This is a genomic window from Microbispora sp. NPDC004025, from assembly GCF_053604425.1.
This window is the reverse complement of the sequence record NZ_JBSGHN010000012.1, coordinates 198,644-220,200: the sequence shown is the minus strand read 5'-3', so window position 1 is coordinate 220,200 and position 21,557 is coordinate 198,644. Positions and strand designations below refer to the sequence as shown.

General features: G+C 72.2%; 23 protein-coding genes. 14 read left to right on the top strand and 9 right to left on the bottom strand.

Annotated features, from left to right (window positions below; translation table 11 throughout):
- Positions 1 to 137 precede the first annotated feature (137 nt).
- Positions 138 to 716 carry a hypothetical protein gene (locus tag ACWEQG_RS27525; RefSeq protein WP_452289025.1) on the top strand — a complete coding sequence of 193 codons (579 nt, stop codon included), beginning with the start codon at positions 138 to 140 and terminating at the stop codon, positions 714 to 716.
- Between the two features lie 16 nt (positions 717 to 732).
- Here the strand turns inward: ACWEQG_RS27525 and ACWEQG_RS27520 are convergent, their stop codons facing one another.
- On the bottom strand, positions 733 to 2,340 hold the full coding sequence (locus ACWEQG_RS27520) for a pentapeptide repeat-containing protein (RefSeq protein ID WP_452289023.1): 1,608 nt from the start codon (positions 2,338 to 2,340) through the stop codon (positions 733 to 735).
- Between the two features lie 133 nt (positions 2,341 to 2,473).
- On the opposite strand from ACWEQG_RS27520, the gene ACWEQG_RS27515 reads away from it, so the two are divergent.
- Positions 2,474 to 3,337 (top strand): SDR family oxidoreductase, encoded by an 864-nt coding sequence (locus ACWEQG_RS27515; protein WP_452289021.1) that lies wholly within the window; start codon positions 2,474 to 2,476, stop codon positions 3,335 to 3,337.
- A gap of 61 nt (positions 3,338 to 3,398) precedes the next feature.
- On the opposite strand, the gene ACWEQG_RS27510 is transcribed toward ACWEQG_RS27515, so the two are convergent.
- Together ACWEQG_RS27510 and ACWEQG_RS27505 are read right to left on the bottom strand one after the other, a co-directional pair.
- The gene (locus ACWEQG_RS27510) at positions 3,399 to 3,599 is read right to left on the bottom strand and encodes a DUF3072 domain-containing protein (RefSeq protein ID WP_452289019.1); all 201 of its coding nucleotides are present in this window, start codon (positions 3,597 to 3,599) and stop codon (positions 3,399 to 3,401) included.
- 59 nt (positions 3,600 to 3,658) lie between these two features.
- The gene (locus ACWEQG_RS27505; RefSeq protein ID WP_452289017.1) at positions 3,659 to 4,195 is read right to left on the bottom strand and encodes a hypothetical protein; all 537 of its coding nucleotides are present in this window, start codon (positions 4,193 to 4,195) and stop codon (positions 3,659 to 3,661) included.
- A 380-nt stretch (positions 4,196 to 4,575) separates the two neighbouring features.
- On the opposite strand from ACWEQG_RS27505, the gene ACWEQG_RS27500 reads away from it, so the two are divergent.
- From ACWEQG_RS27500 to ACWEQG_RS27490, 3 genes are read left to right on the top strand one after another with little or no spacing between them, the layout of a single operon-like run.
- Positions 4,576 to 5,217, top strand: coding sequence for a GOLPH3/VPS74 family protein (locus ACWEQG_RS27500; RefSeq protein ID WP_363471096.1), 642 nt, complete (start codon positions 4,576 to 4,578; stop codon positions 5,215 to 5,217).
- 29 nt (positions 5,218 to 5,246) lie between these two features.
- Positions 5,247 to 6,719, top strand: a complete 1,473-nt coding sequence (locus tag ACWEQG_RS27495) for an APC family permease (RefSeq protein ID WP_452289015.1) — start codon at positions 5,247 to 5,249, stop codon at positions 6,717 to 6,719.
- The gene (locus tag ACWEQG_RS27490; protein WP_452289013.1) at positions 6,716 to 7,315 is read left to right on the top strand and encodes a GNAT family N-acetyltransferase; all 600 of its coding nucleotides are present in this window, start codon (positions 6,716 to 6,718) and stop codon (positions 7,313 to 7,315) included. Before ACWEQG_RS27495 ends, ACWEQG_RS27490 begins: the two co-directional genes overlap by 4 nt.
- A gap of 28 nt (positions 7,316 to 7,343) precedes the next feature.
- Here the strand turns inward: ACWEQG_RS27490 and ACWEQG_RS27485 are convergent, their stop codons facing one another.
- Positions 7,344 to 7,604, bottom strand: coding sequence for a GntR family transcriptional regulator (locus tag ACWEQG_RS27485; RefSeq protein WP_452289011.1), 261 nt, complete (start codon positions 7,602 to 7,604; stop codon positions 7,344 to 7,346).
- A gap of 189 nt (positions 7,605 to 7,793) precedes the next feature.
- On the opposite strand from ACWEQG_RS27485, the gene ACWEQG_RS27480 reads away from it, so the two are divergent.
- The gene (locus tag ACWEQG_RS27480; protein ID WP_452289009.1) at positions 7,794 to 8,813 is read left to right on the top strand and encodes a zinc-dependent alcohol dehydrogenase family protein; all 1,020 of its coding nucleotides are present in this window, start codon (positions 7,794 to 7,796) and stop codon (positions 8,811 to 8,813) included.
- A 22-nt stretch (positions 8,814 to 8,835) separates the two neighbouring features.
- On the opposite strand, the gene ACWEQG_RS27475 is transcribed toward ACWEQG_RS27480, so the two are convergent.
- The gene (locus ACWEQG_RS27475) at positions 8,836 to 10,062 is read right to left on the bottom strand and encodes an MFS transporter (protein ID WP_452289007.1); all 1,227 of its coding nucleotides are present in this window, start codon (positions 10,060 to 10,062) and stop codon (positions 8,836 to 8,838) included.
- Positions 10,063 to 10,360: 298 nt separating this feature from the next.
- Positions 10,361 to 11,176 (bottom strand): DeoR/GlpR family DNA-binding transcription regulator, encoded by an 816-nt coding sequence (locus ACWEQG_RS27470; protein WP_452289005.1) that lies wholly within the window; start codon positions 11,174 to 11,176, stop codon positions 10,361 to 10,363.
- 71 nt (positions 11,177 to 11,247) lie between these two features.
- On the opposite strand from ACWEQG_RS27470, the gene ACWEQG_RS27465 reads away from it, so the two are divergent.
- The 3 genes from ACWEQG_RS27465 to ACWEQG_RS27455 all read left to right on the top strand — a co-directional run bounded on the left by ACWEQG_RS27465 (position 11,248) and on the right by ACWEQG_RS27455 (position 14,023).
- A complete protein-coding gene (locus ACWEQG_RS27465; RefSeq protein ID WP_452289003.1) occupies positions 11,248 to 12,228 on the top strand; it encodes a helix-turn-helix transcriptional regulator in 981 nt (326 codons plus the stop codon).
- Between the two features lie 221 nt (positions 12,229 to 12,449).
- Positions 12,450 to 12,788 carry a YciI family protein gene (locus ACWEQG_RS27460; RefSeq protein ID WP_452289001.1) on the top strand — a complete coding sequence of 113 codons (339 nt, stop codon included), beginning with the start codon at positions 12,450 to 12,452 and terminating at the stop codon, positions 12,786 to 12,788.
- The gene (locus ACWEQG_RS27455; RefSeq protein WP_452288999.1) at positions 12,785 to 14,023 is read left to right on the top strand and encodes an RNA polymerase sigma factor; all 1,239 of its coding nucleotides are present in this window, start codon (positions 12,785 to 12,787) and stop codon (positions 14,021 to 14,023) included. Before ACWEQG_RS27460 ends, ACWEQG_RS27455 begins: the two co-directional genes overlap by 4 nt.
- Before the next feature lie 81 nt (positions 14,024 to 14,104).
- Here ACWEQG_RS27455 and ACWEQG_RS27450 read toward each other — a convergent pair whose 3' ends face one another.
- From ACWEQG_RS27450 to ACWEQG_RS27440, 3 genes are all read right to left on the bottom strand, one after another.
- Positions 14,105 to 14,401: a sulfurtransferase TusA family protein gene (locus tag ACWEQG_RS27450; RefSeq protein ID WP_452288997.1), complete on the bottom strand. Its 297-nt coding sequence runs from the start codon at positions 14,399 to 14,401 to the stop codon at positions 14,105 to 14,107.
- Between the two features lie 25 nt (positions 14,402 to 14,426).
- Positions 14,427 to 15,713, bottom strand: a complete 1,287-nt coding sequence (locus ACWEQG_RS27445) for an erythromycin esterase family protein (protein WP_452288995.1) — start codon at positions 15,711 to 15,713, stop codon at positions 14,427 to 14,429.
- 130 nt (positions 15,714 to 15,843) lie between these two features.
- Positions 15,844 to 16,449, bottom strand: a complete 606-nt coding sequence (locus ACWEQG_RS27440; protein ID WP_452289170.1) for a CatB-related O-acetyltransferase — start codon at positions 16,447 to 16,449, stop codon at positions 15,844 to 15,846.
- 284 nt (positions 16,450 to 16,733) lie between these two features.
- On the opposite strand from ACWEQG_RS27440, the gene ACWEQG_RS27435 reads away from it, so the two are divergent.
- The 5 genes from ACWEQG_RS27435 (at position 16,734) to ACWEQG_RS27415 (ending at position 21,474) form a co-directional block, all read left to right on the top strand.
- A complete protein-coding gene (locus ACWEQG_RS27435) occupies positions 16,734 to 17,291 on the top strand; it encodes a TetR/AcrR family transcriptional regulator (protein ID WP_452288993.1) in 558 nt (185 codons plus the stop codon).
- 186 nt (positions 17,292 to 17,477) lie between these two features.
- The gene (locus ACWEQG_RS27430; protein WP_452288991.1) at positions 17,478 to 17,702 is read left to right on the top strand and encodes a hypothetical protein; all 225 of its coding nucleotides are present in this window, start codon (positions 17,478 to 17,480) and stop codon (positions 17,700 to 17,702) included.
- A gap of 179 nt (positions 17,703 to 17,881) precedes the next feature.
- On the top strand, positions 17,882 to 20,029 hold the full coding sequence (helR, locus tag ACWEQG_RS27425; RefSeq protein ID WP_452288989.1) for an RNA polymerase recycling motor ATPase HelR: 2,148 nt from the start codon (positions 17,882 to 17,884) through the stop codon (positions 20,027 to 20,029).
- A gap of 66 nt (positions 20,030 to 20,095) precedes the next feature.
- A complete protein-coding gene (locus tag ACWEQG_RS27420; RefSeq protein ID WP_452288987.1) occupies positions 20,096 to 20,734 on the top strand; it encodes a LysE family translocator in 639 nt (212 codons plus the stop codon).
- Complete coding sequence (locus ACWEQG_RS27415; RefSeq protein ID WP_452288985.1) at positions 20,731 to 21,474, top strand: alpha/beta fold hydrolase; 744 nt, start codon at positions 20,731 to 20,733, stop codon at positions 21,472 to 21,474. The genes ACWEQG_RS27420 and ACWEQG_RS27415 overlap by 4 nt, the downstream gene beginning before the upstream one ends.
- The last annotated feature ends 83 nt before the right edge of the window (positions 21,475 to 21,557 follow it).

Below are 21,557 nucleotides of genomic sequence, written 5' to 3'. Positions count from 1 at the left end.
TGGCGACGGGAGGTAACGGCTGTAACACTCGTGAAGGCTTGCGGCCCTGAGCATCGAAGATTTCGATGCTCATGAGCGGGCGCCGCCGGAGAGCCGGTTGCAAGTGGGCCACAAGTCGTGATCGTTAGCGTGCGGGCATGAGGAAACGATCTTCTGCTCTGGCCGCCGTGTCCGCCCTCGCCGTGCTGGCCGCCCCCGCCGCCGCCTCGGCCGCGGCGCAGGCCCCGGCCGGGAGTTCGCCGGGTGCCACGACCCTCTCCTTCCGCGGCATGCGCCTGACGATCCCGTCCGCGTGGAAGGTCCGCCATTACGGGGACACGGTCCGGGTGATCACCGGCGCGTGCGCCGACCCCGAGTACTACTACGCCGACTGCAAGGGCTTCTGGCTGGTCGGCCCCAAGACGCTGCGCTACTGGGGCTACACCGGGAAGACCCAGTACATCCCGACGCTCTCCGAGCCGCTGTGCCCCTTCGCGGGCCTCACTCCGGTGGTGTTCGGGAACAAGCCGAGTTCGAGGGGGCTGCGGAAGGCCGGGCGGGGACACACGGCCAGGTACGTCACCTGGCCCGACTACTGCGAACCGCAGGGCAGCTCGGGGCGGAAGGTGACGTTCACACAGCGGGAGTGGTATCTGCCGGCCCAGAGGATCCTGGTGGCGGACCTGTGGGGCCACAAGGGGCTGCCCGGCATCCTCAGGAACGCCACCTGGAGCTGATCGAGCGGCCGTCCGCTCAGCCTCCGGTTCCGTGCGCGGGGCGGGAGGCGGACGCCGCGGGCCGTACGACCGCGACCCGGGCACGCTGGACACCGTGCTTGCCCGCCGGGCGGGCCATGGCGGTCCAGCACACCGCGCCCGCGGCGAGAGCCGCCACCAGCGTGAGCCACCCGAGGGCCCGCCCCGCGCGCAGGCCGTACCCGCAGGCGAGCCAGTACAGCGACAGCAGCACCCTGGCCCGGCCGCGCGCACTGCCCAGCCGCCGCATCTCCATCGCGCCGAACGCGAAGTCGGCCGCCACCCGCGCGTCGTCGACGCCCGGCCGCAGCCGCTCGTACACGGCCGCCAGGCGCGCCGGGTCGGGCGCGAGGCCGGGCGCGGGGCCGGGCGCCGGGTCCGCGGCGGGGACGGCGGTGTGCCCATCCGCCTCCGGCGGCCAGCCCCGCCACAGGTGCTCGTCGGCGATGACCCGGCGGCGGCTCCACCACCGTACGGGCGGCCAGCCCAGCCGCAGCCCGAGCCCGCCCGGCGGCGCGGCGAACAGGCACTCCCGCAGGCGCAGGCCCTCGGGGCGGCGCAGCCCGCCGAGGCCGCACCCGCGCAGATCGGCGCCGGTCAGCGTGAGCGCGTCCGCGTCGAGGCCGTCGAGCGAGGTCACGCGCAGCCGGCCCGCGCGACGGGTGACGGCGGACGGCCCGGCCAGCGTCGCGTCCCGCAGGTCGACCTCGGCGTCGGACAACCGCGCGGTGAGCCGGCCGAGAACGGCCGAGCGCAGCACCACCCGGCACCCGCCGGTGTCCGTGCCGGTGCCGGTGTCCATGCCGGTGTCCATGCCGGTGTCGAGGTGCAGCGGCGCGCGGGCCCGTACGCCCGCCAGCGACAGCCGCCGCACGATCCGCATCGGGCCGAGGTAGGCCGCCCCCTCGAAGCGGGCGCCCTGGAAGTCGGCGCCCGCCTCGCAGTCCGAGCCGCGGAAGGAGACGGCCCGGTGGAACCGGGCCCCGCGGAAGGCGGCCTCCCCGTGGAAGACGGCCGCGTCGAACGCGGCGAACCCGTGGAACCGCGCGCCCCGGAACGACGCCGTCCCCGCCCTTTCCGGAGGCGCCCCACCGAACCGTGCCGCGCCGAACCGTGCTCCACCGAACAGGGCGTCGCCCCGCACCATGACCCGGTCGAACGCCGAGTGGCCGCACACCCGCGAGTCGTGCAGGGACAACTCGCGCAGGAACCTGGCCTCGCGGAAGGAGACGTTGCGCAGGAACCGGGCTCCGTAGAACGAGGCGAGACGTTCGAACGCGGCGTGCTCGAAGGTCGCGTCGCCGGCGAAGACGACCTCGGCGAAGCGGGCCGGGCCGGTGAAGACCGCGCGGTCGAATCTGGCCCGGCCGAGACGGCGCTCCACGCCGTCGAGGACCCGCGTGAGCAGATCCTCCGGCAGGACGGTGCCACGCAGGTCGAGGGACTGACCCGGCACCAGGCCCCGCAGGACCTCGGCCGACTCGGCCGGCGTGAGGTGCGCCAGGCACCTGCCGTACGGTTCGCAGACGACGCCGAGGCACTCGGGCACGGCGTCGCACGTTCTCCAGACCACGTCGAGCGGAGCGATCCGCGACCGGGGTGTCATGGCAACGTCATACCCGATGTCCCATCTCGGGACGTTAAAGCGTGATGGATAGGTAACACTGTGTATCGATCGCGATCGTCCCGGGGCTCGTCGGCGGCCGTTTGCCCTGGCGGGCCGGGGGTACCCGACGTGCATGTCTGAGCAGCCGAACTCCACACCGCCACCGCAGACGCAGCAGTACCCCGGCCGGACGGGCGAGATGACGCCCGAGCCCAGGGACGAGATGCGCGACTACACCGGACGCGACCTGCTGGCCGGCAAGCGTGCGCTCGTCACCGGCGGCGACTCCGGCATCGGGCGGGCCGTGGCCGTGGCGTTCGCCAAGGAGGGGGCGGACGTCGCGATCGCGTACCTGACCGAGCACGAGGACGCCGAGCACACCAGGAAGCTGGTGGAGCAGGAAGGGCGCCGCTGTGTGATCATTCCGGGCGACCTCGCCGATCCCCGCCACTGCGAGGAGGTCGTCGAGCGCACGGTCCGCGAGCTCGGCGGGATCGACGTGCTGGTGAACAACGTGGCCACGCAGACCCCCGTGCAGTCGCTGGAAGAGCTGCCGGACGACCAGTGGGAGCGGACCTTCGCGGTCAACATCCACAGTTACTTCCGCGTCACCAAGGCGGCGCTGCGGCACATGCCCGAGGGCGGCTCGATCGTGAACACCTCGTCGATCAACGGGCTGCGCGGCAACAAGCAGCTGATCGACTACTCCGCGACCAAGGGCGCGATCAACGCGTTCACCTACTCGATGGCCCAGGTGCTGGTCGAACGGGGGATCAGGATCAACGCCGTGGCCCCCGGGCCGGTCTGGACGCCGCTCATCCCGGCCACGTTCCCGGAGGAGAAGGTGGGCAAGTTCGGTCAGCAGGTGCCGATGGGCCGGCCGGCCGACCCGGACGAGATCGCCCCCTCGTACGTGTTCTTCGCCGCCAACCGGCTGTCGTCGTACTACACGGGAGAGGTCCTCGCCCCGATCGGCGGGGAGACGCTGCCCGGGTGACGGCGCCCGCGCATGCCGAAGGGCCGCCCGGGGTCTTCCCCGGGCGGCCCTTCGGCTCCGCTCACCCGTTGTCGTTCAGGCGGCGGCTCTGGTCCTGCAGCTCGTCGATCAGCTTGGAGGCCTCGGCCTTGCTGAGTCCCTCCGGCACGTCCCGCCCGGCCTCCCTGGCCAGCGTGCGCAGGTAGGACTCCTGCGGCGCGGTCATCGGCTCGTCCCCCGTCGCCCACTCCTCGGGGTCCTTCTCCACAGGTCCTCGGTCCATGACTCCTCCATTGTCGAACTGCCGTTCGCTCTACCCGTCGTCGTGGCCCGTAACCCGGCTCACCGCGCCGCGGGATGGCGCAGGTAGCGGGCCCGGGTGAGCTCGGAATCGCCGGGCTCCGACCGCCGCCGCAGCAGCCGCGTGGCCAGCACGGCGCCCGTGGCGCAGCCCGCGGCCAGCGCCGCCGCCGCGGCGAACGCCGAGCCGGTCCGGGTGGACGGAGGCTCCGGCCGTACGGCCCGGGCCCGCCAGGCGCGCAGCCACATCGCCTCGGCCGCCGCGTCGAGGAGATAGGCGGGCCGGATGCGGCCTATGGGCACGTAGACGAGGTCGACGGCGAGCAGCGCCGCCGCCGTGGCCATGCCGAGACGGCGCGCGTGGTCGGCGCCGCCGGGTGCGGACGCGGCGCGGACCTGCGTCCAGCCGATCCCGACGAGCAGCCCGGCGACGGTGCGTTCCAGCCACCGGTCGGTCTTCGCGCCGAACACCTTCTCGAAGCTCGGCAGGTGCAGGAGCGGCCACAGCCCGCCCGCGATGTTGAAAAGCCCGTGGGCGCGGGCCAGAGCCGCCGCGCCCCTGTCGTCCTGGGTCGTCATAGGCCGACGATGCCCGGCCGCAAAACGGACAAACCGCGCTCGGTTCGGCCTGCGGGCCGCGGGTAGGCGGACATCGAGCAGCAGCGGAGGGGGATGCCATGCCAGGAAATTTCAAGATTCGGCCACTCGGGGGAGCGTCGGGCTGCCTCATGATGGTCGTCATCTCGATCGTCGCGTCGATCCTGCTCACGATCCTGCTGAATGTCCTGATCCGCTGACACGTTCCGCACCCGACGGTGCGACGGGCCGTAATCGCATTACCCGAAAAGCGCATTCCGGTTGGCACAATTTAAGTATCGGGCGGAGAAACGCGAAGTCGCCCACACAATGCGATTTCGTGCGATGACAGATGAAACAATTCGCCTATATGATCGCCGACCGTGGCTGAAAGCGATCTTTCGAGCCCGTCCCTTGTCGATGATCTGTACTTTGTCCTGCACGACGATGTGACGGGTCATCCGTTGCTTCATCCCCGGCTCACGGGCCTGACGCTGGCCGGCGCGGTCCTCGCCGAGCTGATGCTCGCCGAGCGCGTGGCGTTCGACTTCGCCTCGGATCCCGAACGCCTCCACGCGACGGTCCGGGAGGCCACCGGGGACCCCCTCACCCGCACGGTGCTCGGTCACGTCATCGCCGAACCGCACCATCCGGTCGGCACGTGGCTGCGCTTCTTCGCCCGGACCATTCACGCCGACGTCACCGCCCGGATGATCGCCGCGAATCTGCTGAAGCCTCCGGTCAGGCACCTGCTGAAGCAGCAGCCCGCGGCCCCGGCGGACATCAACACGGCCGCGTGGCCGCTCGCCCGGCTGAATCTCGCCGTGCGGCGGCGCAACCCGCCGGCGGTCCGGGACTGCGTCCTGCTGGGGCTCCTGGCCGCGGCCGGCTGCGCACAGCGGGTCCTGTCCGAGCACGATCCCCGGTTCGTGTCCGCCGCGACCGCCACGCTCCCCGTAGCCCTGCAGCGACTCATCGCCCAGACCAAGGTCGCCGTCGGCGAGGCTGTCATCAGCCGCCGGTGACCTCCGACCCCCCTCACACGGAGTTCCAGGTGTCCCTCACAGAGCATCGGCCCAGCGTCGTCAACGCCGCACTGGCCGAGGACCGGCTCGGCGTGCCGTCCATCGTGTTCTTCGTCATCTCCGCGGCGGCGCCGCTGATGGTCGTCGCGGGTTCGGTCCCGACGGCGTACACGGTGACGGGCGTCATCGGCGTCCCGTTCGCGTTCCTGCTGCTGGGCGCCGTCTTCGCGCTCTTCGCCGTCGGATACGTGACCATGGCCAGGCACGTGGTGAACGCGGGCGCCTTCTACGCATACGCCGCCCAGGGGCTCGGCCGGACCCAGGGGGTCGCGACCGCGTGGGTGGCGCTGCTGGCCTACAACGCGCTGCAACTCGGCCTCTACGGAATCATCGGGTCGGCCGCCGAGCCGCTGCTCGTCGACTGGTTCGGCGGCTCGCCCCCGTGGTGGGTGATCGCGCTCGTGGCCTGGGCGCTGACCGGCCTGCTCGGGCTGCTGCGGGTGGACGTCAACGGCAAGATCCTGTCCGTCCTGCTGATCAGTGAGATCGCCATCGTGCTGCTGTTCGACCTCGGCGACGTGACGCACGCGGGCCCGGGCGGTATCAGCTTCGAGGGTTTCAGCCCCGGCGCCCTGTTCGTGCCCGGCGTGGGCGCGGCGCTCGCCACCGTCGTCGCGGGGTTCGCCGGCATCGAGTCGTCGGTGGTCTTCGCCGAGGAGTCCAAGGACCGCCACCGGACCGTGCCGATCGCCACCTACCTGGGCATCGCGATCATCGCGCTGCTGTACTCGTTCTCCGCCTGGGCGCAGACGGTGCCGACCGGGCCGGACGGGATCGTGCAGGCCGCCTCCAAGCAGGGGACCGGCCTCATCTTCAACCAGGCCGCCCTCCACATGGGCACCGCCGTCTCGACGATCGGCTCGGTGCTGTTCGTGACCAGCAGCATCGCCTGCATGATCGCCTTCCACAACACCACGGCCCGCTACATCTTCGCCCTGGGCCGGGAGAACGTCCTTCCCTCGATCTTCGGCCGCACTTCGGCCCGCACCGCCGCTCCGATCGCCGGCTCGCTGCTGCAGACGGTGCTCGGACTGATCGTGATCACCGTGTACGCGATCTCCGGCCTCGACCCGGTCACCAAGATGTTCTTCATTTTCGGCACCTTCGGCGGTCTCGGGCTGCTGACCCTGCTCACCGTCACCTCGATCTCGGTGATCGTGTTCTTCTCGCGTGACTCGCGGGGGGAGACGACCTGGCGCACCCGCATCGCCCCGGCTCTGGCGATCGTGGCGCTCTGCGTGATCATCGGCCTCACCCTGGTCAACTTCGACACGGTCCTCGGAGTCGAGCCCGACTCGATCCTCCGCTGGATCCTGCCCGGCATCTTCGTCGTCGCGATCATCCTCGGCCTCGTCTGGGGCCGGGTGCTGCGGTCGATCCGGCCCGAGGTGTACGCCAACATCGGCCTGGGCGCGCAGGCCGTCGGCGGGAGCGTGAAATGACGGTCGAGATCACCCGGATGACGGACGCGGACGCCGCCGGCGGGCTCATCGCCGACACGTTCCACATCGACGAGATCACCAGGTGGCTCATCCCGCGGGCGGAGGACCGCCTGCCCATGCAGCGGCGGTTCTTCACGATGTGGGCCGGGCACGCGCTGGAGCATGGCGACGTGTACGGCATCCACGAATCGGGTGACCTGGCCGGTGTGGCGGTCTGGTTCACCGCCCCGTTCCCCGAGATCCCCGGCGAGCAGGAGGCCATCGCGTCCTTCGCGGGCGACAACGCCGAACGCTACCGCGTCTTCGGACAGTTGATGGACAAGCTCCACCCCCATGAGCCGCACCACTACCTGGCGTTCATCGCCCTGGAGCGCGGCAGGACCGGCCGCGGCCTCGGCAGCCTGCTGCTGGAGGAGCACCACCGCAGGCTCGACGCCGAAGGGATCCCGGCCTACCTGGAGGCCAGCAGCGAGGCGAGCCGGCGGCTCTACCTCCGCCACGGCTACACCGACATGCCGGAACCGCTCCGGATTCCCGGCGGCCCGGTCATGTATCCCATGTGGCGCGAGCCCCGCTCGTCCGGCGCCGCCGGATAGCACCTGCCGGTGGGGACGGGCCGGCCGCTCAGCCGCCGCCCGTCTCCTCGGCGCGGGTGGACACGTACGCCCCCCGCCCCTCGATCGTGTACACGAGGCCCTCGCCGCTGAGCACCTCCACGGCGCGGCGCACGTCCTCGGGGGCGAATCCCCGCTCGCGCACGAGGTGCTCCTCCGGCGGCAGGGGACGGTCGGGTTCGATGCGGCCCCGCACTATCTCCTCGCGGAGCATCGCCGCGAGCCGCCGGTACGCCGGGACCGGCTCCTCGGGATCGTTGGTGTCGGACACGCCCCCACCCCTGCCCGGGCGCGGCGGGTCCAACCCCCTCGGCCGCGTCCTGAGGGGTGCCTTGTCAGTACACCTTCCGCCAGTGCCTTCCTGCCTGGCTGACCAGCGCTTTCGATGGGTAGTAGGCCAGTTCGCCGATCGGCCGTGCCGGTCGGCCTGACGACACAGACGGCGAAGGAGTGAGGATCTATGCGTGGTGTGGTGATGCACGCCCCCGGGGACGTCCGGGTCGAGGAGCGCGAGGACCCGCGGATCGTGGCGCCGACCGATGCGATCATCCGTGTGGCGGCCGCGTGTGTGTGCGGATCGGACCTGTGGCCCTACCGCGGTGTCGACAAGGTCCACGACCAGCCGATGGGTCATGAGTACGTCGGAGTGGTCGAGCAGACCGGCCCGGAGGTGCGGAACGTCAAGGCCGGCGACTTCGTCGTCGGGTCGTTCTTCGCCTCCGACAACACCTGCGAGATCTGCCGGGCCGGTTACCAGTCCCGCTGCGTCCGCGCCGAGCCGATAGGCGCGATCGGCACCCAGGCCGAGCTGGCCCGGATCCCGCTGGCCGACGGCACCCTGGTCGCCACCCCCGGCACGCCCCACCCCGACCTGATCCCCTCCCTGCTGGCCGCCTCCGACGTGCTGGGCACCGGCTGGTTCGCCGCCGTCGCCGCCGAGGCAGGGCCCGGCAAGACGGTGGCGGTCGTCGGCGACGGCGCCGTCGGCCTCCTGGGCGTCCTGGCGGCCCGCCGGCTGGGCGCCGAACGGATCGTCGCCTTCAGCAGGCACGCCGACCGGCGGAGACTCGCCACCGAGTTCGGCGCCACCGACGTCATCGCCGAACGCGGCGACGACGGCGTCGCCGCGCTCAAGGACCTCACCGGCGGCCTCGGGGCGCACTCGACCATCGAGGCGGTCGGCAGCCAGGAGTCGATGATGCAGGCCATCCGCGCCACCCGCCCCGGCGGCCACGTCGGCTACGTCGGCGTCGCCCACGACGTCCGGATCCCGGGCGAGGAGCTGTTCTTCTCCGGCGTCCACCTGCACGGCGGTCCCGCCCCCGTCCGCCGCTTCCTGCCCGAGCTCATCCGGCTCATCTGGGACCGCACGATCGACCCCGGCAAGGTCTTCGACCTCGAGCTGCCCCTCGACCGGGCCGCCGAGGGCTACCGGGCCATGGACGAACGCCGCGCCGTCAAGACGCTGCTCCGGCCCTGACCGGTCACCGCCCCCGCGGCCGTCATCGGGCGGGCTCGGCGTCCCGATCGGCCGCGGCCTCCGGCCGGGGCGAGCGCAGCGCGGGTGCGGCGAGGGCCACGAACAACGCGAGCACGGCGGGCACCAGCAACGCGTAGGGGAGGGTGACCGCCTCGGCCAGGCCGCCGATGAGAACGGGCCCGGTGAGGAAGCCGGTGTAGCCGAGGCTCGCCACGGCGGCGAGCGCACGGCCCGACTGGGCGGGATCGCGGTGCCCGGCGGCCGAGAACACCTGGGGGACGATGCACGACAGGCCCGCGCCGAACAGCCCGAACCCCACCACGCCGGCGACGGGGTGACCGACGAGGATCCCGGCCGCGAGGCCCACCCCGGCCAGCCCTCCGCAGCAGCGGACCAGCGTGACCGGCCCGAGCCGGGCGGCGAGACGGTCCCCGGCGAAGCGGCCTGCCGTCATCATGATCGAGAACGCGGCATAGGCGGCCGCGGCGAAGCCGGGGGAGGAGCCCAGGTTGTCGCGCAGGTAGACCGAACCCCAGTCGGCCGAGGCGCCTTCTCCGACAAGGCAGCAGAAGGCGAGGACGCCGAGGAACAGCACGGCGCTGTCGACCCGGCGCCGCCGTGCCCCGCCTGTCGCGGGGGACGCGACCTGCGCCGCTTCTCGCGCCGGGTCGTCGCGGGCGGCCCAGCGCGCGCTCAGCAGGGCGATGAGCAGGATCACCGCGCCCATCGCCGCGAAGGTCACTCCCGGGCTCACCCCGGCGTGGGCGAACAGACCGCCTGCCGACGCCCCCGCGAACCCGCCGACGCTGAACACCGCGTGGAAGGACGACATGATCGGTCTGCCGTAGGCCCGCTCGACCACGACGGCGTTGGCGTTCATGGCCACGTCGAGGGTGCCGTGCACCGCGCCGAACGCGAACAGGGACAGCGCGAGTGCCGGCAGGTTCGGCATGTAGGCGGGGATCACCAGGACGAGGCCCTGGACGAGGGCCATCGGCAGCATGGTCCGGTAGCTGCCGTGACGGTCCACCAGCCGGCCGACGACCTGCATGCCGGTGATGGCGCCGGCCGCGATGCCGAGCAGTCCCAGGCTGAGCGCGCCGTCGCTGAGCCGCAGGTCCGCCTTGATGGCGGGGATCCTGCTGGTCCACGTGCCGATGGCCATGCCGGACAGCAGGAACAGTCCGTAGACGGCCACGCGGGCGCGTAGGAGCGCCGAGTGGGTGGGGGCGGACAGGGCAGCGACCATGTCGTGCTCCTCGGGGGCACCGGAGGTTCGGAGTGGAAGGTTCTTCTGTGCAGTCGGCGCGGGCTGAGCCCGGCAGGAAGGGCCGAGGCCGCCGCCGTGCGGACGGCGTGTGCGGACGGCGGGGGTGTGCTGTGCGAACGCTCACGCGGGGTGTTCGCGGCGCGGTGCCACGGGCCGGCAGGGCCTGGCGTTCGCGCCGACGGGGGAGTGGAGTGGGCTCTGGTGTCGCGTCCGCCCCCTGCCGGTACGGCGCGGACGCGAGCCTGGCCCGCGAGCGCGCGGGGGGAGGAGACGACGCTCAGGTGACCGCGCTGGAATCGGTGGTCGACACGGGGGGTGAGATGGGAGCCGAGGCGGGGACGATCCTCACGGTGACGCCGGCGGCGGTGAGCGCGTCGTGCTGGTCCCGGGGGATGCCCTCGTCGGTGACCACCATGTCGAGCCGGTCGAGCCCGCAGACCGCCCCGAAGGCCGTACGGGTGAACTTGCCCGAGTCGCAGGCGACGACGACGCGGCGCGCCGAGGCGATCGCGGCCTGTTTGATCGCCACCTCGGGCAGGTCGTGCGCGGTCAGGCCGTGCTCGGCCGACAGGCCGCAGCAGCCGATCACCGCGGTGTCGAACCGGAGGGCCCTGATCGAGGTCTCGGTGAGCGGACCGACGAAGTTCAACTCCCCGTGCCGCACCTCCCCACCGGGCAGGACGAGGCGGACGCGGGGGGCGCCCGTCAGTTCCTGGGCCGCCTGCAGCGCCAGCGGCAGGACGGTCAGGCGGCGCTCCCGCACGGCCCGGGCGACTTCGAGCGCGGTGGTGCCGCCGTCCAGCAGCACGGCCTCGCCGTCGGCCAGCAGAGCGGCGACCTCCGCGCCGATGCGCCGCTTGGCGTCGATCGCCTCCCGTTCACGCACGCCGAAGGGCGGTTCCTCACCGCGCAGCAGCAGGCTCAGCGCACCACCGCGGACACGCCGGACCACCCCCTGCTGGGCGAGCTCGTCCAGGTCGCGCCGGATGGTCATCTCCGACACGCCGTACGCCAGCGCCAGTTCCGCCACGGAGACGCTGTCGGACGTGCGCAGCGCGTTCATGATGGCCCGGATCCGATCGGCACTTTCCATGTGTGCATTTGAACACAGCGAATGTGCGAAAGCAAATAAAATCTACTTTGTAAAGGTGGCAGACTGGTCACATGCGCGCGAGCCGGTTGCTATCCCTGCTGCTCCTGCTGCAAACCCGCGGCAGGATGACCGCCACGGAGATCGCCGAAGAGCTCGAGGTGTCGGTGCGCACCGTCTACCGCGACGTCGAGGCCCTGTCGGCCGCCGGCGTGCCCGTCTACGCCGATCGCGGGCCGCTCGGCGGATACCGGCTGCTCGACGGTTACCGCACGCGCCTCAACGGGCTCACCGTGGAGGAGGCGTCGTCCCTGTTCCTGGCGGGCCTGCCGGGCCCGGCCGCCGAGCTGGGGCTCGCCGACTTCGCCGCGGCGGCGGAGCTGAAGCTGCTGGCCGCGCTGCCGCCCGAGCCGCGATCCCACGCGGCCAGGATGCGGGAGAGGTTCCACCTCGACGTGCCGGGCTGGTACCGGGGGGCCGACGAGGCGCCGTTCCTCACGGAGGTCGCGGAGGCCGTGTGGGAGGAGCGGGCGTTGCGGCTGCGCTATCGCCGGTGGGGGCCGACCGAGGTGGAACGGCTGGTGCATCCCTACGGCCTGGTGCTCAAGGGCGGTTCCTGGTACCTCGCCGCCGCCTGCGACGGCACGGTGCGCACCTACCGCGTGGGCCGGATCATCGAGGCCGAGGTGCTGCCCGAGCGTTTCGAACGGCCGCCGGACTTCGACCTCGCCGAGTTCTGGCGCGGCTTCGCCGCGGAGTTCGCCGTGCGCATGTACACGGCTGAGGCGGTGGTACGGCTCGCGCCGGGAGCCGAGGACCTGCTGCAGTACACCCTCGGCCGCGACGTCGTCGACAAGGCGCTGGCGGACGGGCAGCCGGAGCCCGGCGGCTGGACCCGGCTGACACTGCCGATCGAGTCCCTCACGCACGCCCGGTGGCAGTTGCTGCGGATGGGCGTCCTCGTCGAGGTGCTGGAACCGGCCGAGCTGCGCGCGCTGATGGCCGAGGCCGTCAGCGACCTGTCCCGCGTGTACGGCGCGGCACCCGGCGGCTGAGTCCTCAGGGGGGAAGGTTCGTTTCGGGGGAGCCGGGCGGGCCACGGGGGGCGGGGCGACGCGATGGCGCGGACCACGGCCCTGTCACCCGGGATGCGATTTCGGCGGGGGTGTCGTATCGCGGGTGCGGCCGATCGTCGGTGAGGTGAGAGCTTCGGCTGGGGCCCCTTTTGCGTGGCCGATGGCCGGTGCGGGTGACAGGAAGGAGCGAGGAGGGCCACGTGAAGTACGTGCTGATGTTCGTCGAGACCGAGGAGTTCGCCCAGCGGTTGGAGGCGATGGGCGAGCCGGAGCAGCGGGCCTCCTACGAGGCGGTCGGCCGGTGGTTCGCCGAGAACGCCGACAAGATCACTCATCATACGCATCTGGCGCCGGTGCACACCGCGACCACGGTCCGGCTGGGCCAAGCCGAGCCGGTGGTCACCGATGGGCCGTTCATGGAGGGCAAAGAGGTCGTGAGCGGGTTCGCGGAGGTCGAGGTGGCGGACCTGGACGAGGCATTGCAGCTGGCCCGCTCGTGGCCGGCCTGCCCCGTCGTGGAGATCCGTCCCGTGTCATGACCGCCGCGACAGGTGAGCCCGCCCACCGAGCCTCGGCTGCGCAGGACGGTCAGGAGGTGCTGGCCCGCGTGGTGCGCGAGCACGCGGGCCGGCTGGCCGCGTCCCTGGTGCCGCTGCTGGGCGATTTCTCCGCCGCCGAGGACCTGGTGCAGGACGCGGTCGAGATCGCGCTGCGCCACTGGCCGGTCGAAGGCGTGCCGGAACGTCCCGACGCGTGGCTGTTCACCGTGGCCCGGCGGCGTGGCCTGGACGTGCTGCGCCGCGAGTCGAACTACCGGGCCAAGCTCGCCCGGCTGACCTGGCCGGACCCCGCCCCGCGCGACGACCGGCTGCGGCTGATCTTCACCTGCTGCCACCCCGCCCTGTCACGCGCCGCGCGGATAGCGCTCACCCTCCGGGTGGTGTGCGGGTTGTCGGCGGCGCAGATCGCGGCTGCGTTCGTCGTGCCCGAAGCCACGGTGGCGCAGCGGATAACCCGGGCCAAACGCAAGATCGGCGAGGCCGGGATCCCGTACCGCGTCCCGCCGCAGGAGGAGCTGCCGCAGCGGTTGAGCGAGGTCTTGGCGGTCGTCTACCTGCTGTTCAACGAGGGCTACCTGTCCAGTACGGCCGAGCGGGCCCAGGCGCGCGACCTGGTCGACGAGGCCGAGTGGCTGGCCGCGCTGCTGGCGAACCTGCTGCCGAAGGAGCCCGAGGCGGCCGGACTGCTGGCGCTGATCCGGCTGCACCGGGCCCGCGGCGCGGCCCGTTTCGACGAGCGCGGCCACCTGGTTCTGCTGGCCGACCAGGAGCGCGGCCGGTGGGATCGGCAGGCGATCGCCGAAGCCACGGCGCTTCTCACGCGGACCGCCCGTGCCCATCGCCGGCCGGGGCCGTACCAGCTGCAGGCGGCGATCGTGGCGTGCCATGCCGAGGCCGAGACCTTCGCCGACACCGACTGGGCGCAGATCCTGGTGCTCTACGACATGCTGCTACACCTGGCGCCCTCGCCCGTCACGCGGCTGCACCGGGCGGTCGCGGTGCGCTACGCGCTGGGCGCTCGGGTGGCCCTGACCGAGTTGGAAGGACTCGGCGACACGCTGGAGCGCTATCCGCTCTTCCACGCCACCCAGGCCGAACTGTTGCGCGATCTGGGCCTCCGGGAGGAGGCCCGCCGGGCCGATGAGCGGGCGCTGGAGTTGACCATCAACCCGGCCCAGCAAGCGCTGCTGGAGCGACGCCTGGGCTGGGACTGACGCCCACGAGGGCCACGCTGAGGTGCGGGGCCCGCGCCAGGCCATGACGGTGAGCTTGGGCGCACGCGCCGGGAGCGGGAGTCATTCCTGCCGTGCGTGCCAGGGTTTGCTCGGGTGGGTGGGGCGTACGTGAGCGGCGATCTCGACCGCGTACACCGGCCGCGCGCCGGGGACGGGCCCGAGGTAGGTGTGCCCGGTGGTGTGGCACCAGGCGGGCAGGTCCAGGGGCGCGGCCGGGTCGGTGGCGATGATGTGCACGACGGCACCGGGTCGCAGAGCGTCGATGGCGGCGCACAGGCGCAGCAGGAGGGTGACGCACAGCAGCCCGGTGCCGTCGACGATCAGGTCGGCTTCGGCGGGCGCCTGGTGGTGGTTCACCTACTCATCCTCCTCGACGGCCTCCTCAGCTGCTGAGGCCGTCGGCCACGGTGGAGGCCGGGACGTTGAGAATCGCGTCGAACGCTTCGAGGACGGGAGTGTGCAGGTATGCGCTCTGTATCCGGATGCGGTCGGGACCCGGGGCGTCACCGGGGATGTCCCGGCGTGCCCGGCGCAGGTCGGCGAGGCTGAGACCGAGGCCGGCGTCGGCGAACGCGGCCTCGGCGCTGCCCTGCTCGGGCGGCTCCAGCTTGGTGTTCTCGACGGCGAAACCGAAGCGGGCGTTCTCGTCCGGGCGCATGTCGGCGGTGTGCCCGCCGATGCTGGTCAGGGCGAGGGCGACGTAGTCATCGCCCAGGGAGTGGTGCAGATGCTGTCCCATGGGCAGCCCGGTGAGGTGACCGTGGAAAGAGACCGGCGTCTTCTGGATGTGGGCGTTGTGGGCCGCCAGCACGATGCGGGTCGCGGGGGCGGAGCGCTCCAGGTGCCACCGGACGGAACCGGCCATGTAGACGTCCCGGGCCGAGGTGTCGGCGGTCAGGCCGGTGCCGGCGTACAGGCCGGCCATGGCGCGGAAGCCGTAGTCGGCGTGGCAGGCGGCCTCCAGGCAGCGCAGGGCGATGTCATAACGGTGCCGGTCCCCGCGGGAGACGTACAGCGCTTCGACGGCGCGGAACCGGATGAGCAGGCGCATCAGAGCCGCGGTGAGGGCGTCCTGTTCGGCGGTGGGCAGGCGGGTCCACGCGGGCGCGGCGGAGGCGGCGGAGGGGCCGGCGAACGACCCGGCGATCCGCGTCGCCGCTTCGACCACCGGTAGCGTCTCGGGGTCGATTTCACGCAGGTAGTCGGCGACCGGGGCCAGGGCGGGCAGCAGGGACCCACCCGCCGCGGGGATGTCGATCCCGGCGAAACGCACCGGTGACGAGGCCGTGCGGTTGTGCCGGCGAATCCAGCGCAGGGGATCGTCGAGTCCCACGGGGATCGCCGCGTCCAGGTGGGCCGCCAGGTCGTCGTCCGTCCCTTCGCCCTGGGTCCAGGCGTCGAGGGGGAAGCCTTCGCTGAAGCCGTACTCGAAGGCCAGGACGGTGAAACCGCAGCGTTCGACGAGGAACCGCAGGATGCGCTGCCGCATGAGGGCGAACTCGGTGATGAAGTGGGAGTTCTCGCCGATCGCGACGACGCGCGCGTCGCCGATGACGCCGCGCAGCGGCTCCAGGTCGTCGAGTGGCGCCTCGGCGTCGAGGTGGGTTAGCGGGGCGGCCTGGGAGCGCAGCCAGTCGGCGAACGTGTCGTGGTGAGGTGAAGCGGGCATGCCGGTAGCTCGATTCTCGGTGCTGAGATGTGGTCGGGTCGCCGACGAGGGAGCGGTCACCGCACGTCGAGCGGCCGCCGGAGGATCGGGGACAGGAGGGTGACGCCGTCCGGCCTCGCCGCGCATGGCGTCATCGCGTAGGAGCGGCCTTCTCGAGGTCGTCGACTCCGCCGGACATGATCGTACGGAGGTGCTCGGTGATGTGCCGGAGCGGCCAGTCCCACCAGGCCAGGGCGAGGAGGCGGTCGACGTCCGCGTCGCTGTAGCGGCGGCGGATGAGCCTGGCGGGGTTGCCGCCGACGACGCCGTAGTCGGGGACGTCGTCGACGACCACGGAACCGGAGGCGACGATCGCTCCGTGGCCGATGCGGACGCCGGGCATCACCATGGCCCGGTAACCGAGCCACACGTCGTTGCCCACCACGGTGTCACCCCGCCCGGGCAGGCCGGTGACGAGGTCGAAGTGCTCGGCCCAGGAACCGCCCATGATCGGGAAGGGGAAGGTCGACGGGCCGTCCATGCGATGGTTGGCGCCGTTCATGATGAACCGCACCCCCTCGCCCAGCGCGCAGAACTTCCCGATGATCAGCTTCTCCGGCCCGTAGTGGTACAGCACGTTGCGGGTCTCGAACGCCGTCGGATCGTCAAGGTCGTCGTAGTAGGAGAACTCGCCCACCTCGATCAGCGGGGAGGTGATCAGCGGCTTCAGCAGCACCACCCGCGGCTGCTCGGGCATCGGATGCAGCGCGGTCGGGTCGGGGGGAGTGGGCGGCGTCACGGATCACTTCCTTCGGTACGGGTTCCTCGCCCTGATCGCGTCGTTCCGCTCGGGCGAGCGGGTGCGGCAGGGCGATAGCTAACGCGACAGATGATGCATTAAGATGCTGCCACACCAGCGATCGACCGAGCAAACCGGGACTGATCACGATGACTCCCGCACCATCACCACCCGAGGAGACCAACTCGGCGCCACCGCCCCGCCGCCGGCCCGGGGGCCGCACCGCTCGTACCCGTGCGCAAGTGCTCGACGCGGTCCTCGCGGAGCTCGGCGAACACGGTTACGACGGGCTCACCATGGAGGCCGTCGCCGCCCGGGCCGGCGTGCACCGCGCGACGGTGTACCGGCGCTGGGAAGACGTCGGCGGCCTGCTCGCCGACGTCCTGGACGCGGCGGGCGACGACGCCTGGCAGCCCCCGGACACCGGCTCCCTGACAGGGGACCTCGCGGCGCTGAACCATGAGATCCAGGACGCATTGACCGCACAGCCGCCGATCATGGCAGCCCTGATCGCCGCCTCGTTCCGCTCCGAGAAGGCCGCACACGCCCAGCGACGGCTCTGGGAGGACCGCTACGCCCGCTGCGAGATCGTCGTCAGCCGGGCCGTCCGGCGCGGAGAACTCCCGCCGCACACCGACGCGCGGCGGCTGCTCATCGCCTCCACCGCGCCGCTGTACCACCAGCTGGTGCTTCTCCGTACACCACCCGATCCGCACCTGCCCGACGACGCGGCGAGAACCGCCGCGCTCGCCGCGTCGGCCGGCGCCTTCGCCGAGTCCCCGCCGGCGAGCGGCACCTGAGCGGGTCCGCGCCGGTCCGGGGTCCTGAAGAGCGCGCGCGAGGCGGTCACCGCACAAAAAAAAGGGACCCGACCGGTCCCCTCCACTCTCAACGTATAGCGCACAGGGGGTCTTGCGGCAAGACCCGGGTCGTACCGCAGAATCGTCGGCCTGAGGCCGGAGCCTGCGAAAACGGGGGAGCGCGAGATGCGCGTGTTGTCGTCGACCCACGGGTCACGAGGGGACGTCGAACCGCCGGCGGCGTTCGCCGCGCGGTTGCGAGAACGCGGTGCGGAGGCGCGGGTGTGCGCGCCGCCGGGCGAGGACATCGCGCGGCGGCCGGTCGCCGCGATCCGCGCCGACGGGGCGGCGATGGCCGCGACGCCGCCGCTCGTCCTGGACGGCCGGGAAAGGCCCCTGGTACGCGCGTGAACCGGCGACCGCGTGAAGCACGCGATGCCGCCGTCCAGGACCCGGACCACGAGACCCCCGGCCCCGGCGACCGACCGGCGGCCGACGAGAGGCAGCCGGACGGAGCCGCTCGTCACGCCGGTCCCGCCACACTGCCGCGCGTGATGGTCGCGAAGCGACCTCAGATCGGAGCTGATGACGTGAACCCTTTGACCACCAGTGCCTTCGACCTTCCCGAACGCCTGTCCCACAAGGCGGACCCGGCGCTGATCGCCGCCGACGAGCGGCACCTCGCCGCCGTCGCGGAGACCCTCGAGCAGTCGATCGCCGAGCTGTCCGCCCGCCTCGACGCCGAACGCAGGGCGCCCGGCGGCCTGGGCCGGCAGGCGCTGGACCGGGACCTGGAGATCCACCGGCTGACCGCCCGCCTGCGCCTGCTGCGCCGCTTCGGCCTGGACCTGTGCCTGGGACGCATGGTCGGCGCGGACGGCTCCGAGCCCGTGTACGTCGGACGGCTCGGCCTCACGGACCGCGAGGGTCGCCGCCTGCTGCTCGACTGGCGCTCCCCGGCGGCCGAGCCGTTCTTCGGAGCCACCCACGCCAACCCGATGGGTCTGGCCAGCCGCCGCAGGTATCGCTGGGCCCGCGGCCGGGTCAGTGACTACTGGGACGAGGTGTTCACCCCGGACGGGCTGGAGGGGCACGCGGCGCTGGACGACCAGTCCGCCTTCATCGCCAGCCTGGGCGGCAGCAGGTCGGGACGGATGCGGGACGTGCTCGGCACCATCCAGGCCGACCAGGACGCCGTCATCCGCGCGGGGTCCCGGGGCGCTCTCGTCGTCGACGGCGGTCCGGGCACGGGGAAGACCGTGGTCGCCCTGCACCGCTCCGCCTACCTCCTCTACTCCGATCCTCGTCTCGGTCACCGCAGGGGCGGGGTGCTGTTCGTGGGTCCGCACCAGCCCTACCTGGCCTACGTCGCCGACGTCCTGCCCAGCCTCGGCGAGGAAGGCGTGCAGACCTGCACCCTGCGGGACCTCGTCGCCGAGGGCGCCACGGCGAAAATCGAGACCGACCCGGACGTGGCCCGCCTGAAGTCGTCCGCGGATCTGGTCAAGGCGATCGAGCCGGCCGTCAGGTTCTACGAGAACCCGCCCACCGAGGGGATGACGGTCACGACCCCCTGGTCCGACGTCTGGCTGAGCCCGGAGGACTGGGCCGAGGCGTTCGACGCGCCGGAACCCGGCACCCCGCACAACGAGGCGCGTGACCGGATCTGGGAGGAGCTCGTCACGATCCTGGTGGACAGGCACGACGAGGAAGCGCCGGCCGAGCTGGTCCGCAGGTCGCTGCTGCGCAACAGGGAGCTGCTCACGACCGTCAACCGCGCGTGGCCGCTGATCGAAGCGGCCGACCTGGTCGCAGACCTGTGGTCGGTGCCGGCCTACCTGCGGCTGTGCGCGCCCTGGCTCGGGCCCGAGGAGGTCCGGAAGCTGCAGCGTACGGACGCCCAGGCGTGGACCGTGTCCGACCTGCCGCTCCTGGACGCGGCACGGCAGCGGCTCGGCGATCCGGAGGCGTTCCGGCGCAAGCGCCGCCATGACGCCGCCGTCGCCGCCCAGCGTGAGCAGATGGCGCGGGTCGCCGAGGATCTGATCGAGGCCGACGACTCCGAGATGCTCGTGATGTCGATGCTGCGCGGACAGGACCTGCAGGACGCCCTGGTCGACGAGACCGCGCTGTCCGCACCCGATCCGGACCGGCTGGCCGGCCCGTTCGCGCACGTCGTCGTGGACGAGGCCCAGGAACTCACCGACGCGGAGTGGCAGATGCTGCTGCTGCGCTGCCCGTCCCGGAGCTTCACGATCGTCGGGGACCGCGCCCAGGCCAGGCACGGGTTCACCGAGTCGTGGCGCGAACGGCTCGAACGGATCGGGCTCGACCGGATCACCCTGGCCACCCTGAGCATCAACTACCGGACGCCGAAGGAGGTCATGGCGGAGGCCGAGCCGGTCATCCGGGCCGTGCTCCCGGACGCCAACGTGCCGGCCTCCATCCGCGCCAGCGGCGTCCCCGTCGTCCACGGATCGGCCTCGGACCTGGGTTCGATCATCGACGCCTGGCTCGCCGAGCACGCCGACGGAGTCGCCTGCGTCATCGGCGACCCGGCCTTCCGGGAGAGGCCCCGCGTCCGTTCGCTCACCCCGGAACTGGCGAAGGGGCTCGAGTTCGACCTGGTCGTCCTCGTCGACCCGGAGAGGTTCGGCGAGGGCGTCGAAGGCGCGGTCGACCGCTACGTCGCGATGACGCGCGCGACCCAGCGGCTCGTCGTCCTCACCAGCGCCTGACGCCGGAGTCGGCGCCGGGCGGCAAACGAGTTGCGGCGCCGCAGCCGGCGCCGGGACGATGGCCGGATGATCTGGCTCGCATTCGCCGGCTCCTGCTTCCTGCTCGCGATGATCCCCGGTGTGAGCACCGCGGTGATCCTGCGGCAGACGATCAGAGCCGGGCGGTCCTCCGGGGTGGCCGCGCTGCTCGGCAACGAGACCGGCATCTTCCTGTGGTCCATGGCCGCCGTGTTCGGGCTGTCCGCGCTCGTCGTGGCCTCCGAGGTCGCGTACGGCGCGATGAAGGCGGTGGGCGCGGCGCTGCTGGTCCTGATGGGCGTGCAGTCGCTGTGGAAGGCCAGGCGCGCGCCGGTGGCACTCGACGCGCCCGCGGCGTACGACGGAAACGAGACGCGGGCGGCCGCCGGGTGGCGCCGCTCGTACGGGCTGGGGCTCGCCACCTGCGGCGCCAACCCCAAGGCCGCCGTGTTCGCGATGTCGTTCCTGCCGCAGTTCGTGCCGCAGGGCGCACATGTGCCGCTGACGCTGACGCTGCTCGCGGTGGTCTGGGTGGTCGTGGACGTGATCTGGTACGTCGGGGTGATCTGGCTGGTCGGCCGGGCCGGCGCCGTGCTGGGCAGGCCCGCGGTGCGCCGCCGGCTCGAACAGGTGTCCGGGGTGGTGCTGGTGGCGCTCGGCCTCCGGGTGGCGGTGGAGGCCCGATGACGATCTGGCATGAGGAACGGGGCTCCGGCGACCCCGTCGTCCTGCTGCACTCCAGCGTCGCCGACTCGGGCATGTGGGATCCCCAGTGGCAGCCGCTGGGGGACAGGTTCCACGTGATCCGGCCGGACTTCCGGGGCCACGGGCGCACGCCGTACGCCGCGGAGGGGCCGTACTCGGACGCGGGTGACGTCGCGGACCTGCTCGCGGCGCTCGGGCTGCGCCGGGTCGCGCTCGTCGGATCGTCGTACGGCGGCCGGGTGGCGCTGGAGCTCGCGACGGGGCATCCCGATCTGGTCGCGCGGCTGGTGCTCCTGAACGCGGGCTGCGGCCTGCCGCAGACCCCCGACCTCGAGGCGTTCGGGTCGGAGGAGGACCGGCTGATCGAGGCGGGCGACGTCGGGGGAGCGGTGGACCTCAACGTCCGCACGTGGCTCGGTCCGGAGGCGGACGAGCCGGTCAGGACGCGGCTGGCGGCCATGCAGCGTCACGCGTTCGAGGTGCAGCTGGCCGCCGATCCCGAGCCCGAGCGGGGGAGGGATCCGATCGACCTGCCGGCGATCACCGCGCCGGCGCTGGTGGTGATCGGCGGTCACGACCTGCCCTACTTCCAGGTGAGCGGACGGCACATCGCGGAGGCGATGCCGGACGCGACGCTGCTCGACCTCGAGTGGGCCGGTCACCTGCCGAGTCTGGAACGCCCGGCGGAGATCACGAGCCTGCTGTGTGACTTCCTTTCCTGATCTACATTGTAAAGGCGTCCGGTTCGGCCGAAAACCAAGATCAACTCCCAAAAACACCCACCCCGAAGGGACCGGGGGGCGTT

Excerpts from the sequence above, each read along its gene's own strand:
- ACWEQG_RS27525 (WP_452289025.1), top strand. The coding sequence starts at position 138 with ATGAGGAAACGATCTTCTGCTCTGGCCGCCGTGTCCGCCCTCGCCGTG.
- ACWEQG_RS27520 (WP_452289023.1), bottom strand. The coding sequence starts at position 2,340 with ATGACACCCCGGTCGCGGATCGCTCCGCTCGACGTGGTCTGGAGAACG.
- ACWEQG_RS27515 (WP_452289021.1), top strand. The coding sequence starts at position 2,474 with ATGTCTGAGCAGCCGAACTCCACACCGCCACCGCAGACGCAGCAGTAC.
- ACWEQG_RS27510 (WP_452289019.1), bottom strand. The coding sequence starts at position 3,599 with ATGGACCGAGGACCTGTGGAGAAGGACCCCGAGGAGTGGGCGACGGGG.
- ACWEQG_RS27505 (WP_452289017.1), bottom strand. The coding sequence starts at position 4,195 with ATGACGACCCAGGACGACAGGGGCGCGGCGGCTCTGGCCCGCGCCCAC.
- ACWEQG_RS27490 (WP_452289013.1), top strand. The coding sequence starts at position 6,716 with ATGACGGTCGAGATCACCCGGATGACGGACGCGGACGCCGCCGGCGGG.
- ACWEQG_RS27480 (WP_452289009.1), top strand. The coding sequence starts at position 7,794 with ATGCGTGGTGTGGTGATGCACGCCCCCGGGGACGTCCGGGTCGAGGAG.
- ACWEQG_RS27475 (WP_452289007.1), bottom strand. The coding sequence starts at position 10,062 with ATGGTCGCTGCCCTGTCCGCCCCCACCCACTCGGCGCTCCTACGCGCC.
- ACWEQG_RS27470 (WP_452289005.1), bottom strand. The coding sequence starts at position 11,176 with ATGGAAAGTGCCGATCGGATCCGGGCCATCATGAACGCGCTGCGCACG.
- ACWEQG_RS27465 (WP_452289003.1), top strand. The coding sequence starts at position 11,248 with ATGCGCGCGAGCCGGTTGCTATCCCTGCTGCTCCTGCTGCAAACCCGC.
- ACWEQG_RS27455 (WP_452288999.1), top strand. The coding sequence starts at position 12,785 with ATGACCGCCGCGACAGGTGAGCCCGCCCACCGAGCCTCGGCTGCGCAG.
- ACWEQG_RS27445 (WP_452288995.1), bottom strand. The coding sequence starts at position 15,713 with ATGCCCGCTTCACCTCACCACGACACGTTCGCCGACTGGCTGCGCTCC.
- ACWEQG_RS27440 (WP_452289170.1), bottom strand. The coding sequence starts at position 16,449 with ATGCCCGAGCAGCCGCGGGTGGTGCTGCTGAAGCCGCTGATCACCTCC.
- ACWEQG_RS27430 (WP_452288991.1), top strand. The coding sequence starts at position 17,478 with ATGCGCGTGTTGTCGTCGACCCACGGGTCACGAGGGGACGTCGAACCG.
- ACWEQG_RS27420 (WP_452288987.1), top strand. The coding sequence starts at position 20,096 with ATGATCTGGCTCGCATTCGCCGGCTCCTGCTTCCTGCTCGCGATGATC.
- ACWEQG_RS27415 (WP_452288985.1), top strand. The coding sequence starts at position 20,731 with ATGACGATCTGGCATGAGGAACGGGGCTCCGGCGACCCCGTCGTCCTG.